The organism is Pseudomonas xanthosomatis, from assembly GCF_019139835.1.
Classification (GTDB): domain Bacteria; phylum Pseudomonadota; class Gammaproteobacteria; order Pseudomonadales; family Pseudomonadaceae; genus Aquipseudomonas; species Aquipseudomonas fakonensis.
Genome location: NZ_CP077075.1, coordinates 4,916,553 through 4,931,069, shown reverse-complemented (window position 1 = coordinate 4,931,069; position 14,517 = coordinate 4,916,553). Strand labels below are relative to the sequence as shown.

Annotated in this window: 14 protein-coding genes; all 14 read left to right on the top strand. The window is 65.4% G+C overall.

Annotated features, from left to right (window positions below; genetic code table 11):
* The first annotated feature begins 152 nt into the window (after nt 1–152).
* The 14 genes from KSS93_RS21735 (at nt 153) to fliM (ending at nt 14,494) form a co-directional block, all read left to right on the top strand.
* Nucleotides 153–1,364 carry a sensor histidine kinase gene (locus tag KSS93_RS21735; RefSeq protein ID WP_217885926.1) on the top strand — a complete coding sequence of 404 codons (1,212 nt, stop codon included), beginning with the start codon at nt 153–155 and terminating at the stop codon, nt 1,362–1,364.
* On the top strand, nt 1,364–2,740 hold the full coding sequence (locus tag KSS93_RS21730; protein ID WP_217888782.1) for a sigma-54-dependent transcriptional regulator: 1,377 nt from the start codon (nt 1,364–1,366) through the stop codon (nt 2,738–2,740). Before KSS93_RS21735 ends, KSS93_RS21730 begins: the two co-directional genes overlap by 1 nt.
* A gap of 106 nt (nt 2,741–2,846) precedes the next feature.
* Nucleotides 2,847–3,179, top strand: a complete 333-nt coding sequence (fliE, locus tag KSS93_RS21725; protein ID WP_217839657.1) for a flagellar hook-basal body complex protein FliE — start codon at nt 2,847–2,849, stop codon at nt 3,177–3,179.
* A 15-nt stretch (nt 3,180–3,194) separates the two neighbouring features.
* Nucleotides 3,195–4,973: a flagellar basal-body MS-ring/collar protein FliF gene (gene fliF, locus KSS93_RS21720; RefSeq protein ID WP_217885925.1), complete on the top strand. Its 1,779-nt coding sequence runs from the start codon at nt 3,195–3,197 to the stop codon at nt 4,971–4,973.
* Entirely contained in the window at nt 4,966–5,985 is a 1,020-nt protein-coding gene (gene fliG / locus KSS93_RS21715) for a flagellar motor switch protein FliG (RefSeq protein WP_217839655.1), read from the top strand. The genes fliF and fliG overlap by 8 nt, the downstream gene beginning before the upstream one ends.
* A 156-nt stretch (nt 5,986–6,141) precedes the next feature.
* Nucleotides 6,142–6,912 carry a flagellar assembly protein FliH gene (fliH, locus tag KSS93_RS21710; RefSeq protein WP_217885924.1) on the top strand — a complete coding sequence of 257 codons (771 nt, stop codon included), beginning with the start codon at nt 6,142–6,144 and terminating at the stop codon, nt 6,910–6,912.
* Nucleotides 6,902–8,263 (top strand): flagellar protein export ATPase FliI, encoded by a 1,362-nt coding sequence (gene fliI / locus KSS93_RS21705; RefSeq protein WP_217885923.1) that lies wholly within the window; start codon nt 6,902–6,904, stop codon nt 8,261–8,263. Before fliH ends, fliI begins: the two co-directional genes overlap by 11 nt.
* A 3-nt stretch (nt 8,264–8,266) precedes the next feature.
* Complete coding sequence (gene fliJ, locus KSS93_RS21700; RefSeq protein WP_217885922.1) at nt 8,267–8,719, top strand: flagellar export protein FliJ; 453 nt, start codon at nt 8,267–8,269, stop codon at nt 8,717–8,719.
* Nucleotides 8,720–9,043: 324 nt separating this feature from the next.
* Nucleotides 9,044–9,349 (top strand): STAS domain-containing protein, encoded by a 306-nt coding sequence (locus tag KSS93_RS21695; protein ID WP_217885921.1) that lies wholly within the window; start codon nt 9,044–9,046, stop codon nt 9,347–9,349.
* A gap of 8 nt (nt 9,350–9,357) precedes the next feature.
* A complete protein-coding gene (locus KSS93_RS21690) occupies nt 9,358–11,049 on the top strand; it encodes an ATP-binding SpoIIE family protein phosphatase (protein WP_217885920.1) in 1,692 nt (563 codons plus the stop codon).
* Between the two features lie 58 nt (nt 11,050–11,107).
* Nucleotides 11,108–11,455 (top strand): Hpt domain-containing protein, encoded by a 348-nt coding sequence (locus KSS93_RS21685; protein WP_217885919.1) that lies wholly within the window; start codon nt 11,108–11,110, stop codon nt 11,453–11,455.
* A 72-nt stretch (nt 11,456–11,527) separates the two neighbouring features.
* Nucleotides 11,528–12,886 (top strand): flagellar hook-length control protein FliK, encoded by a 1,359-nt coding sequence (locus KSS93_RS21680; RefSeq protein ID WP_217885918.1) that lies wholly within the window; start codon nt 11,528–11,530, stop codon nt 12,884–12,886.
* 131 nt (nt 12,887–13,017) lie between these two features.
* Nucleotides 13,018–13,515, top strand: coding sequence for a flagellar basal body-associated protein FliL (fliL, locus tag KSS93_RS21675; RefSeq protein ID WP_217839647.1), 498 nt, complete (start codon nt 13,018–13,020; stop codon nt 13,513–13,515).
* Nucleotides 13,516–13,525: 10 nt separating this feature from the next.
* Nucleotides 13,526–14,494, top strand: a complete 969-nt coding sequence (fliM, locus tag KSS93_RS21670) for a flagellar motor switch protein FliM (RefSeq protein WP_217839646.1) — start codon at nt 13,526–13,528, stop codon at nt 14,492–14,494.
* Nucleotides 14,495–14,517 lie beyond the last annotated feature (23 nt).

Sequence of the window (14,517 nt, the reverse complement as noted above, 5' to 3'; positions counted from 1 at the left end):
AAGCCCGCTCCCACGCTGAAACTCGCATGGGAGCGGGCTTGCCCCGCGATGGGGCTGGTTGTCCCCGTGCAATTCCCCATCCCCGGCACGGGTATTGCTACACCGCTGGCATCACACCGTTTTTATGACGGTCAGCCATGCGAGAGAGCACGATGCCCCAGGCCGCCCACAAGTCCCGAGTTCCTGCTTTGCAGGCGAGCATTCCGGTCGAGCAGGAAAGCCGGCTGGGCCTGGAGCAGGCGTTCGCCCTGTTCAACCAGGTCTCCACCCAGCTTACCGAGTCCTACGGCATGCTCGAGGCACGCGTCAGCGAGCTCAAGGGCGAGCTGGAGGTGGTCAGTGCGCAGCGCATGGCCGAGCTTGGCGAGAAAGAGCGCCTGGCCAACCGCCTGCAGAACCTGTTGGACCTGCTGCCGGGCGGGGTGATCGTGATCGACGCCCAAGGCTACGTCTGCGAAGCCAACCCGGCAGCCTGCGAGCTATTGGGTGAGCCGCTGATCGGCCAGCTGTGGCGCCAGGTGATCGCCCGCAGTTTCGCCCCGCGCAAGGATGACGGCCATGAAGTGTCGCTGCGCGACGGCCGCCGCCTGTCCATCGCCACCCGCTCGCTGGACGCCGAACCTGGCCAGTTGGTGTTGCTGACCGACCTGACTGAAACCCGTCGCTTGCAGGACCAATTGGCGCGCCACGAGCGCTTGTCGTCCCTGGGCCGCATGGTGGCCTCGCTGGCCCATCAAATCCGCACGCCGCTGTCGGCGGCCATGCTCTACGCAGGCCACCTGGCCGACGGCGAACGCGATCTGCCGTTCGAAACCCGTCAGCGTTTTGCTGGCAGCCTTAAAGAGCGCCTGCTGGAGCTTGAGCACCAGGTGCGCGACATGCTGGTGTTCGCCCGCGGCGAGCTGCCGCTGGGCGACCGGCTGACCCCCAAGGCGCTGTTCCAGGCCTTGCAGCATGCGGCCCAGGCCCATGTACAAGGCCATGCAGTGCGCTGGCAGTGCGACACCCATCTGGGTGAGTTACTGTGCAATCGCGACACCCTGGTCGGCGCCTTGCTCAACCTGATCGACAACGCCCTGCAGGCCAGTACTGAGCCCGCGCGCCTCAAGGTGCACCTGTACCGCCGCGAGCAAAGCCTGCACCTTTGCATCAGCGATGCCGGCACGGGTATCGACCCCGAATTGCTGGCGCGCCTGGGCGAGCCGTTCCTCACCACCAAGGCCACCGGTACCGGGCTGGGCCTGGCGGTGGTGCAGGCGGTGGTGCGTGCCCACCAGGGCAGCCTGAGCCTGCGTTCCAGGCCTGGGCGTGGCACCTGTGCCCAGGTGGTGCTGCCGTTGATCGGTGCGCAGGAGGCGCAATGATGGATATCAAGGTATTGCTGGTCGAAGACGACCGTGTATTGCGCCAGGCCCTGGTCGATACCCTCGAGATCGGTGGTTTCGCCCACCGCGCCGTGGGGTCGGCCGAGGAGGCCATCCAGGCAGTGGGCGAGGAGCCGTTCAGCCTGGTGGTCAGCGACGTCAACATGCCCGGCATGGATGGCCACCAGCTGCTGGCGCAACTGGGGCGCAACCACCCCGAACTGCCGGTGCTGCTGATGACCGCCCATGCTGCGGTCGAGCGAGCCGTGGATGCCATGCGCCAGGGGGCGGTGGACTACCTGGTGAAACCGTTCGAGCCGCGTGCGCTGATCAGCTTGGTGGAGCGCCACGCAGCAGGCCAGCTGGGGGATGCCGAGCAGGACGGCCCGGTGGCCAGCGAGCCGGCCAGCCGGCAGTTGCTGGAGCTGGCCGCGCGCGTGGCGCGCAGCGACTCCACCGTGCTCATTTCCGGCGAGTCCGGCACCGGCAAGGAAGTGCTGGCGCGCTACATCCATCAGCAGTCGCCCCGGGCAGCGGCGCCGTTCGTGGCAATCAACTGCGCGGCAATCCCCGACAACATGCTCGAGGCCACCCTGTTTGGCCACGAGAAGGGCTCGTTCACCGGCGCCATCGCCGCTCAGCCTGGCAAGTTCGAGCAGGCCGATGGCGGCACCTTGCTGCTCGATGAAATTTCGGAAATGCCCCTGGCCTTGCAGGCCAAGCTGCTGCGGGTGCTGCAGGAGCGTGAAGTGGAGCGGGTAGGGGGGCGCAAGCCGATCGCCCTGGACATTCGCGTGCTGGCCACCACCAACCGCGACCTGGCCGGTGAAGTTGCCGCCGGGCGTTTCCGCGAAGACCTGTACTACCGCCTGTCGGTGTTCCCCCTGGCCTGGCGCGCCCTGCGCGAGCGCCCGGCCGACATTCTGCCGCTGGCCGAGCGCCTGCTTGCGCGCCATGTCGGCAAGATGAAGCACGCCCCGGTACGCCTGTCGGCCGATGCCCGCGCCTGCCTGCAGGCCCATGCCTGGCCGGGCAACGTGCGTGAACTGGACAACGCGCTGCAGCGTGCGCTGATCCTGCAGCAGGGCGGGGTGATCGAGGCGGCGGATTTCTGTCTGGCAGGCGTCATTCCGTTGTCGAGTCCGGCGGTGGCCACTACGGTGCCATTATCCGAGGATTTGACGGTCGAGGCCGGTGGCCTGGGCGATGACATGCGCCGCCACGAATACCAGATGATCATCGACACCCTGCGCGCCGAGCGCGGGCGTCGCAAGGAGGCGGCCGAGCGCCTGGGCATCAGCCCGCGCACGCTGCGCTACAAGCTCGCGCAGATGCGTGACGCAGGGCTTGATGTGGAAGCCAGCCTGTTCGGCTGATACACCGTTTTGAATGACCGATGGGCGGGCTGGCACTCCTCTTGCTAGTTCCAGCCTATCCGCTGCATGACTGTCAAAAAAATGCGGCCGCCGGAGAGAGAAGTCCATGACCCAAGGTGTTGAATTCAATCGTCTGATGTTGGACATGCGTGCCATGCAGGCCGATGCCATGTCCCTGCCCAAAGTCGCTGCCGCCCCCGAGCTGGCACCGGGGCAGAGCAGCTTTGCCGACATGCTCGGCCAGGCCATCGGCAAGGTGAACGATGTGCAGCAGGCTTCCACCCAGCTGTCCAACGCCTTCGAGATCGGCAAGAGCGGTGTCGACCTGACCGACGTGATGATCGCCTCGCAAAAGGCCTCCGTGTCGTTCCAGGCACTGACCCAGGTGCGTAACAAGCTGGTGCAAGCGTACCAGGACATCATGCAGATGCCGGTTTAAGGCGAGAGTTGAGTCATGGCCGAAGCAGTCGTCGATAACGCCCCCGCCAAAAGCGGCCCGCCAGCAGCCAAGCCGCCGCTGTTCGGCATGGCGTTCCTGGAAAACATTTCGCAGATGCCCATGCTGCGTCAGGTCGGCCTGTTGGTCGGTCTGGCCGCCAGCGTGGCCATCGGTTTTGCCGTGGTGCTGTGGTCGCAGCAGCCGGACTACCGTCCGTTGTATGGCAGCCTGGCCGGTATGGACACCAAGCAGGTCATGGACACCCTGGCCAGCTCCGACATTCCCTATCGCGTGGAGCCGAACTCCGGCGCCCTGCTGGTCAAGGCCGACGACCTCTCCCGTGCGCGCCTGAAACTTGCAGCGGCCGGCGTGGCGCCGAGCGATGGCAATATCGGCTTCGAGCTGCTCGACAAGGAGCAGGGCCTGGGTACCAGCCAGTTCATGGAAGCCACCCGCTACCGCCGTGGCCTGGAAGGCGAGCTGGCGCGTACCGTATCGAGCCTGAACAACGTCAAGGCTGCCCGCGTGCACCTGGCCATCCCGAAAAGCTCGGTGTTCGTGCGTGACGAGCGCAAGCCAAGCGCCTCGGTACTGGTCGAGCTGTACCCGGGCCGTGCTTTGGAAGCCGGCCAGGTAATGGCCATCGTCAACTTGGTAGCCACCAGCGTGCCTGAACTGGACAAGTCCCAGGTGACCGTGGTCGACCAGAAGGGCAACCTGCTCTCCGAGCAGATCCAGGACACCGCCCTGACCATGGCCGGCAAGCAGTTCGACTACAGCCGCCGCATGGAAGGCATGCTCACCCAGCGTGTGCACAATATCCTGCAGCCGGTGCTGGGTAACGACCGCTACAAGGCCGAAGTGTCGGCCGACGTCGACTTCAGCGCTGTCGAGTCCACCTCCGAGCAGTTCAACCCCGACCAGCCGGCCCTGCGCAGCGAGCAGTCGGTCAACGAACAGCGCTCCAGCAGCCAGGGCCCGCAAGGCGTGCCGGGCGCCCTGAGCAACCAGCCGCCAGGCCCGGCCACCGCGCCGCAGACCACCGGTGGTGCTGCTGGCGCCACAGGCCCGATCCAGCCAGGCCAGCCGCTGGTCGACTCCAACGGCCAGCAGATCATGGACCCGGCTACCGGCCAGCCGATGCTCGCCCCGTACCCGAGCGACAAGCGCCAGCAAAGCACCAAGAACTTCGAGCTGGACCGCTCCATCAGCCACACCCGCCAGCAGCAGGGGCGTCTGACCCGCCTGTCGGTAGCCGTGGTGGTGGACGATCAGGTCAAGCTCGACGCCGCCAGCGGCGAAGCCACCCGCACCCCTTGGGGCGCCGAGGATTTGGCGCGCTTCACCCGCCTGGTGCAGGACGCGGTGGGCTTCGATGCCAGCCGTGGCGACAGCGTGACCGTGATCAACGTGCCGTTCGCCGCCGACCGTGGCGACGAGCTGGCAGACATTCCGTTCTACTCGCAGCCGTGGTTCTGGGACATCGTCAAGCAGGTGCTGGGCGTGCTGTTCATCCTGGTGCTGGTATTTGGCGTACTGCGTCCGGTGCTCAACAACATCACCGGCGGTGGCAAGCAAGCTGCCGCAGATAGCGACATGGAGCTGGGCGGCATGATCGGTCTGGATGGCGAACTGGCCAACGACCGCGTCAGCCTGGGTGGCCCGACAAGCATTCTGTTGCCGAGCCCGACCGAGGGTTACGAGGCGCAGCTCAACGCAATCAAGGGCCTGGTGGCCGAAGACCCGGGCCGCGTGGCCCAGGTCGTGAAAGAGTGGATCAACGACGATGAGTGACAACCGAGCCGTTACCGCCAAGCTGAGCCGCGTCGACAAGGCGGCTATCCTCCTGCTCTCGCTGGGCGAGACCGATGCTGCGCAGGTGCTGCGCCACATGGGCCCGAAGGAAGTGCAGCGGGTCGGCGTGGCCATGGCGCAGATGGGCAACGTCCATCGCGAACAGGTCGAGCAGGTGATGAGCGAGTTCGTCGAGATCGTCGGCGACCAGACCAGCCTGGGCGTCGGCTCCGACGGCTACATCCGCAAGATGCTCAACCAGGCCCTGGGCGAAGACAAAGCCAACGGCCTGATCGATCGCATTCTGCTGGGTGGCAACACCAGCGGCCTGGACAGCCTCAAATGGATGGAGCCGCGCGCCGTGGCCGACGTCATCCGCTACGAGCACCCGCAGATCCAGGCAATCGTGGTCGCCTACCTCGACCCCGACCAGGCCGGTGAAGTGCTGAGCAATTTCGATCACAAGGTGCGCCTGGACATCGTCCTGCGCGTATCGTCGCTGAACACCGTGCAGCCGGCCGCGCTCAAGGAGCTGAACCAGATCCTCGAGAAGCAGTTCTCGGGCAACTCCAACGCCGCGCGCACCACCCTGGGCGGCATCAAGCGCGCCGCCGACATCATGAACTTCCTCGACAGTTCGGTGGAGGGTGCGCTGATGGACTCGATCCGCGAGATCGACAGCGACCTGTCCGAGCAGATCGAAGACTTGATGTTCGTCTTCAACAACCTGGCCGACGTCGACGACCGTGGTATCCAGGCGCTGCTGCGCGAGGTGTCCTCGGACGTGCTGGTGGTGTCGCTCAAGGGCGCCGACGAGCGGGTCAAGGACAAGATCTTCAAGAACATGTCCAAGCGTGCGTCCGAGCTGCTGCGCGACGACCTCGAGGCCAAGGGCCCGGTGCGGGTCAGCGACGTGGAAACGGCGCAGAAGGAAATCCTCACCATCGCCCGCCGCATGGCCGAGGCCGGCGAGATCGTGCTCGGTGGCAAGGGCGCCGAGGAAATGATCTAAGCCCGATCGCATCGGGCTGGCGCAAATCCTGTGGGAGCGGGTTTACCCGCGAATGCGTCAGCCCTCGCGACGGCGTTATCCTTGCTGACGCTTTCGCGGGTAAACCCGCTCCCACAGGGTAGGCGTTGGCTGAACACGGTTCGAGAAGCTTAAAGTATGTCCACCACCGAACACCCCAGCGACCTGATCCGCGCCCGCGACCTCGAGGGCGTCGATGTGTGGGCGCTGCCCAGCTTCGATCCAGAGCCCGAACCCGAGCCGGAGCCTGAGCCGGAAATCGTCGAGGAGGTCGAGGAGGTACCGCTGGAGGAAGTCCAGCCACTGACCCTCGAAGAGCTCGAGGCCATCCGCCAGGAGGCCTACAACGAAGGCTTCGCCACCGGTGAGCGTGAAGGCTTCCACAGCACCCAGCTGAAGGTGCGCCAGGAGGCGGAAGTCGCCCTGGCCGCCAAGCTGGCCAGCCTCGAGCAACTCATGCAGCACCTGCTCGAGCCCATCGCCGAGCAGGACACCCAGATCGAGAAGGGCCTGGTGCAACTGGTGGCACACATGACCCGCCAGGTGATCGGCCGCGAGCTGAAAGCCGACTCCAGCCAGATCACTCATGTGCTGCGTGAAGCCCTGAAGCTGCTGCCAATGGGCGCCGACAATATTCGCATCCACCTCAACCCGCAGGACTTCGAGCTGGCCAAGGCCCTGCGCGAGCGCCACGAAGAAAGCTGGAAGCTGCTCGAAGACGAAGCGCTGATGCCTGGCGGCTGCCGCATCGAAACGGCCCACAGCCGCATCGATGCGACCATGGAAACCCGTATCGAAAAGGCCATAGCCCAACTGTACGACCAGTCCCATGACCAGTCGCTGCACCCGGCCGCCCCGGACATTTCGGTAGAGCTGGACGTGCCAGCCGGTGAAGACGATGCGCCTTGACCGCACCAGCTTCGGCAAGCGCCTGGAAAGCTACCAAGGCGCGGTGAAGCTGCCCGACCAGCCGGTGGTCGAGGGCCGCCTGCTGCGCATGGTCGGCCTGACGCTCGAGGCCGAAGGCCTGCGCGCCGCGGTGGGCAGCCGCTGCCTGGTGATCAACGACGACAGCTACCACCCGGTGCAGGTGGAGGCCGAGGTGATGGGCTTTGCCGGCGCCAAGGTGTTCCTCATGCCGGTGGGCAGTATCGTTGGCCTCGCGCCCGGGGCGCGGGTGGTGCCGCTGGACGACAGCGGCCGCCTGCCCATGGGCATGAGCATGCTCGGCCGGGTGCTCGACGGCGCCGGGCGCGCGCTGGACGGCAAGGGCGGCATGAAGGCCGAAGACTGGGTGCCGATGGACGGCCCGATCATCAACCCGCTCAACCGCGACCCCATCAGTCAGCCGCTTGATGTAGGTATTCGCAGCATCAACGGCCTGCTCACCGTTGGCCGCGGCCAGCGCCTGGGCCTGTTCGCCGGTACCGGTGTGGGTAAGTCGGTGTTGCTGGGCATGATGACCCGCTTCACCGAGGCCGAGATCATCGTGGTCGGGCTGATCGGCGAACGGGGGCGCGAGGTGAAGGAGTTCATCGAGCACATCCTCGGTGAAGAGGGGCTCAAGCGTTCGGTAGTGGTGGCATCGCCCGCCGACGATGCGCCGCTGATGCGCCTGCGGGCTGCCATGTACTGCACCCGTATCGCTGAATATTTCCGCGACAAGGGCAAGAACGTCCTGTTGCTGATGGACTCCCTGACCCGTTTCGCCCAGGCTCAGCGGGAAATCGCCCTGGCCATCGGCGAGCCGCCGGCCACCCGTGGCTACCCGCCGTCGGTGTTCGCCAAGCTGCCCAAGCTGGTGGAGCGTGCCGGCAACGGCGAACCCGGCGGTGGCTCGATCACCGCGTTCTATACCGTATTGTCCGAAGGTGACGACCAGCAGGACCCGATCGCCGACTCGGCGCGGGGCGTGCTCGACGGCCACTTCGTGCTGTCGCGCCGGCTGGCCGAAGAGGGCCATTACCCGGCCATCGACATCGAAGCCTCGATCAGCCGGGTCATGCCCCAGGTGGTCGATGCCGATCACCTGCGCCAGGCGCAGAAGCTCAAGCAGCTGTGGTCGCGCCTGTCGCAAAGCCGCGACCTGATCAGCGTCGGTGCCTACGTGGCTGGCGGCGACCCGGAAACTGACCTGGCCATCGCCCTGCAACCGAAAATGGTCGATTACCTGCGCCAGGGCCTGGACGAGAATGTATCCATGGCCCAGAGCCGCGCCGAGCTTGAAGCGATCTTCACTCCGCCCGGGGCAGGCCGCTAAGCCATGGGCCAGCCAAGTCGCGCCGCGCGCCTGGCGCCGGTGGTGGAAATGGCCGAGGAGGCCGAGCGCAAGGCTGCCCAGCGCCTTGGGCACTTCCAGCAGCAACTGGCCCAGGCCCAGGCCAAGCTGGCCGAGCTTGAAACCTTCCGCGAGGGGTACCAGGCGCAGTGGATCAACCGTGGCGGCAATGGCGTAAACGGTAACTGGCTGGTCAACTACCAGCGCTTTCTCGGCCAGCTGGAAACCGCCATGACCCAGCAGCGCCAGAGCATGGCCTGGCACCAGAACAACCTCAACAACGCCCGCGGCGCCTGGCAGCAGGCTTATGCCCGGGTGGAAGGCCTGCGCAAGCTGGTGCAGCGCTACATGGACGAAGCCCGGCGCGCCGAAGACAAGCGCGAGCAGCGCCTGCTCGACGAGCTGTCCCAGCGCCTGCCCCGGCAAAATCCCCTTTGAGCTGGCACCGGCTGCACCGGTGTTCGCTGCTAAAGCCGTTCCCATAGAAAAACTGCAACTCATTGATTCAACACGGTCTCTGTGGGAAGCGGTCTTGTGTCGCGATGGGCCGCGAAGCGGCCCCAAGGTCTCGGCCTCATGCAAGATTGCCGGGGCTGCTGCGCAGCCCGTCGCGACACAAGGCCGCTTCCCACAGAGACCGTGGCGCATCTTCGAGACCAGTTCTCTGCGCGACAACACAAGGCAGGGCAAGCTTGCACCCCGGGGTGGGCACTGCTAAACCTTCCATAAGTTGCATTCGCCATCATCGAAGGAATCGCTCGCATGGCAGTCGAAACTGATTTTTCACAGGATGGGAAAAAGCTCACGATCAAGGTCAAGGGGCGCTTCGATTTCGGCAAGTATCAGGAGTTTCGTGATGCCTACGAGCGCCAGCACCCGGCCCCGGACTCGGTAGTGGTCGACCTGAGGGAGGCCACCTATCTCGACAGTTCGGCGCTGGGCATGCTGCTGTTGCTGCGCGACCACGTCGGTGGCGAGGACTCGGACATCCGCGTGGTCCACGCAAGCCCCGATGTGCGCAAGATCCTGGCCATCTCCAACTTCGAAAAACTCTTCGATATCAGTTGAGCGTCGCCATGCCTGACGCTCGGGCGTTACGTGTGCTGGTGGCCGAGGACAGTGCCACCGACCGGATGCTGCTGGCGCAGATCGTCCGCCGCCAGGGCCACGAGGTGTGCACTGCAGAAAACGGCGAACAGGCGGTGCGCCTGTTCCTCGAGCAGCGCCCGCAACTGGTGTTGCTGGATGCGTTGATGCCGGTGATGGACGGTTTCGAGGCCGCCCGGCAAATCAAGACGCTGGCCGGCGAAGCGTTGGTACCGATCATCTTTCTCACCTCGCTCAACGAGGAAGAGGCGCTGGTGCGCTGCCTGGAGGCCGGCGGCGACGATTTCATGGCCAAGCCCTACAGTGCGGTGATTCTGGCGGCGAAAATCCGCGCCATGGACCGCCTGCGCCGGCTGCAGGCCACGGTGCTGGAACAGCGCGATCAGATCACCCGCCACCACCATCACCTGCTCAACGAGCAGCGGGTGGCCAAGGCGGTGTTCGACAAAGTGGCGCATTCCGGCTGCCTGAGCGCGCCAAATATCCGTTACCTGCAGTCGCCCTACGCGCTGTTCAATGGCGACCTGCTGCTGGCTGCGTTCACCCCGAGCGGCGACATGCATGTGTTGCTCGGCGACTTCACTGGCCACGGCCTGCCTGCCGCGGTCGGCGCCATGCCATTGGCGGAGGTGTTCTATGGCATGACGGCCAAGGGCTACGGGCTGGTCGAGACGCTGCGCGAGATGAACGCCAAGCTCAAGCGCATCTTGCCGGTGGACATGTTTTGCTGTGCGTTGCTGCTCAACCTGAGTTTCCAGCGCGGCACGGTGGAGGTGTGGAGCGGCGGCATGCCTGATGCCTACCACCTGGCTGAAAATGGCGAGGTGTTGGGGATGCTTGCGTCGCGCCACCTGCCGTTGGGCATCTTGCCCCCCGAGCAGTTCGACGACAGCACCCATGTATTGCCACTGGCTGAGGGGGAGCGGTTGTTGCTGCTGTCCGATGGCGTGGTGGACACCTGCGATGCCCAGGAGCACCTGTTCGGCGTGCACCGCTTGCGGCAAGTGCTGGCCGCCAACCGCGAGCCGGCGCGTTTGTTCGATGAAGTGATGCAGGCCCTGGCGCGCTTCGGCGGCGAGCCGCGGGACGATATCAGCCTGTGCGATGTGCGCATGCTCGGCCCTGACAGCGTGGCGCCGCAGCCGGTGGTGTATTCCGACAGTGGCCGTTCCAGCCCGCTGGACTGGGCCATGGACTTCGAGCTGCGCGGCGACAGCCTGCGCCGCTTCAACCCGGTGCCGTACCTGGTGCAACTGTTGCAGGAAATCCACGGGTTGAGGCCGGTCAGCGGCATGTTGCACAGTGTGCTCAGCGAGCTGTATTCCAATGCTCTGGAGCACGGGGTGCTGGGGCTGGATTCGTGTCTCAAGCGCGACGCCCAGGGGTTCTCGGAATACTATCGCCAGCGTGGCGAGCGGCTGGCCAACCAGGTCGAGGGCTTCGTACGCATTGGCTTGAAGGTGGAACCCCGCCCCCGGGGCGGGCGTCTGATGATCGAGGTGCGCGACAGCGGGGCCGGTTTCGACGTCGCCAGGGTATTGGCGCGTGGCCCGCAGGAGCAAGGCTTCAGCGGTCGCGGGCTGAGCCTGGTCAGGCGCCTGGGGTGCACTGCGCAATGGCTTGACGGCGGGCGCCTGGCGCAGGTGACGTTCGATTGGTAGGTGGGCCCGGGCGGTGTGTCGGGCCTTGGTGAAACAGGCTTGATCAGGGAGTGAGCAAGTGGTGGACATGCATATCGATCACAAGGTTTTGAGCGACCTGCGGGAGGTCATGGAAGATGGCTACCTGCAATTGCTGGAAACCTTCCTCGAAGATTCCGAGCGGCGCCTGAGCCAGCTGCACGAGGCCAAGGACGCCGAGGAGCTCGGCTTGGCGGCGCACAGTTTCAAGGGCAGCAGCAGCAACATGGGCGCCGTGGGGCTGGCCCGGCTGTGCCAGCAACTGGAGGAGCGGGTGAGGCAGGTGCCGTTGTACGGCATTGAAGACCTGATCAACCGTATCGACCAGGAATACATTGAGGTGCAGCGCTTTTACCGCAGCGAGCGGCAGCGTATTTCGACAGGCTGAGTTAATACTGGCGCGAGTTTTGCTTTTCCTCACCCAGACGTTTTTTAAAGTTTCTGGCGTGGAGATGTTTCAATGCCTGTCGCACCCAACCCATTGCTGCAAGCCGGCCTGTTGAACAAGGCTTCGCGCCCGGTTGCCGGCGCGTCGGACAAATCGCTGCAGCCCACGGCCGATCAGGGCGCAGGCTTCGACAAGGTCATGGCCCGGCAGGGCCGTGACAAGGTTCTGTCACGGGATGACAAGGTGGCCCAGGCGCCTGCCCAGCCCAAACCGAAGGACAAGCCCGAGCCTGCCGCCAGCGGCAAAAAGGACGATACCGGCAAGGCCGACGTTGCCGATGACGGCAACAGCTTGCCAGCCACGGCGGCAGCTGACGACAGCGCCCCGGCTACCCCGGTTGCCGACGCCACCCAGGCCGGTGATGGCGATGCAGCGGCACTGCTGGACTCGGCTCTGGTGGCCGGCCAGGTCACCGATGCCCAGCCGGGCGCGCAGCTGTTGCAGGCCCAGGCAGAGGCCGTTGCGCCGATGTTGCAGTCTGCAGCGCAGCAGCCGCAGCCCGCGCAGCAGCCACCGCTACAGGCAGTGACCGCCGAAGAGTTCGACCCTGCGGCCGACCCGCTGGCAGACATGCCGACCCTGCGCCTGGCCCTCGAGCAGAGCGCCCAGGCCAAGGGCACCACCTCGGCCCATGCCGCCAGCAGCCGCAGCGAAAACACCAGCCAGCAGCCGACCGACCCGAATCAGGCGGCCGTCAATACGTTGGCGAACCTGGTGGGCAAGGCTGAAACCGAGCCGGGCAGCTCCGAAGGTGGCGACAAGGCCTTTGCCGGGCTCATCGACGACGGCCTCAAAGACCTCAAGAGCGCCAGCAGCGATACCCGCGTCGACGACTTTGCCAACCGCCTGGCCAGCCTCACCCAGGCCGCCACCGCCAAGACCGCCAATGCCGTGCCAGTGGCACCCAGCCCCTTGGCGCAACCCCTGGCCATGAACCAGGGCGCCTGGGCCGAAGGCTTGGTCAACCGGGTGATGTACCTGTCCAGCCAGAACCTCAAGTCGGCTGACATCCAGCTGGAGCCGGCCGAGCTCGGGCGCCTGGACATCCGCGTCAATGTCGCGGCGGACCAATCCACCCAGATTCACTTCGTCAGTGGCCATGCCGGGGTGCGCGACGCCCTCGACAGCCAGGTCCATCGCCTGCGCGAGCTGTTCGCCCAGCAGGGCCTGGCCCAGCCCGACGTGAGCGTGGCCGACCAGTCGCGCGGCCAGCAACAGCAGCAAGCCCAGCAAGATGGCTCGAACCTGTCCGGTGTGGCGGCTCGCCGCGCCGCCAATGGTGCAGGCGAGGGTGGCGAGCTGGCGGATGCTACGCGCCCGGTCGAGCAGCAGGTGGTGATCGGCGACAGCACGGTCGATTATTACGCGTGATTGCGCCGCCGCTCCCATGCCTGTGGGGGCGGCGGACGTTGTTGAAATTTCCTTCCGGCCAAATCTGGCATAACACTTGCTCAAGCCTCGTCATCCTTCTTTGAAACCCTGATGGACGACGGATTATTGGCATGGCGAAGAGCGACGCAGTGAAAGACCCCGCCGCTAAAGGCAAACTCAAGCTGATCCTGCTGGTGGTAGTGGCCCTGCTGCTGGCGGTCGGCCTCTCGGTGGGCGCCACCTGGTTCTTCATGCACAAGAGCGAGTCGGCTCCGGCGCCGGAAGCCGCGGCGAGCAACGTCAAGCAGCCGGCGATCTACGAACCGCTGGCCCCTGCCTTCGTGGTCAACTTCAACCAGAACGGCCGCCAGCGTTACATGCAGTTGAGCATCACCATGCAGGGCCGCAACCAGGCCGACCTGGACGCCCTCAAGGTGCACATGCCGGTGATCCGCAACAACCTGGTGATGATGTTCTCCGGCCAAGGCTTCGACACCTTGTCTGCAAGCCCCGTAGGCCAGGAGATGCTGCGCCAGAAAGCCACCGCGGTGGTGCAGGAAGTGGCGCAGAAGGAAGTCGGCAAGCCGGTCGTCGACCAGTTGCTGTTCACCAATTTCGTATTGCAGTAGGAGCACACAGATGGCCGTGCAGGACCTGCTGTCCCAGGATGAGATCGACGCCCTGCTGCATGGGGTGGACGATGGTCTGGTACAAACCGAGAGCGCTGGCGACCCGGGCAGCATCAAGAGCTACGACCTGACCAGCCAGGACCGTATCGTTCGGGGGCGCATGCCGACCCTGGAGATGATCAACGAGCGTTTCGCCCGTTACACCCGCATCAGCATGTTCAACCTGCTGCGCCGCTCGGCGGACGTGGCGGTGGGCGGCGTGCAGGTGATGAAGTTCGGCGAGTACGTGCATTCGCTGTACGTGCCCACCAGCCTCAACCTGGTGAAGATCAAGCCGCTGCGCGGCACCTCGCTGTTCATCCTCGACGCCAAGCTGGTGTTCAAGCTGGTGGACAACTTCTTCGGTGGCGACGGCCGCCACGCCAAGATCGAGGGGCGTGAATTCACCCCTACCGAGCTGCGCGTGGTGCGCATGGTGCTGGACCAGTGCTTCGTCGACCTCAAGGAAGCCTGGCAGGCGATCATGCCGGTCAACTTCGAGTACATAAACTCCGAGGTCAACCCGGCCATGGCCAACATCGTCGGCCCCAGCGAGGCGGTGGTGGTATCGACCTTCCACATCGAGCTGGACGGCGGCGGCGGCGACCTGCACGTGACCATGCCGTACTCGATGATCGAGCCGGTGCGCGAAATGCTCGACGCCGGCTTCCAGTCCGACCTGGACGACCAGGACGAGCGTTGGGTCAAGGCCCTGCGCGAGGACGTGCTGGACGTCAGCGTACCGATTTCGGCCACGGTCGCCCGTCGCCAGATGAAACTGCGCGATGTGCTGCACATGCAGCCGGGCGATGTGATCCCGGTGGAGCTGCCCGAGCACCTGGTGCTGCGCGCCAATGGCGTGCCGGCGTTCAAGGCGCGCCTGGGCTCGCACAAAGGCACCCTGTCGCTGCAGGTCATCGACCCGATCCCGCGCCGCTGACGGCGTGCCGGTCGCACTAAACG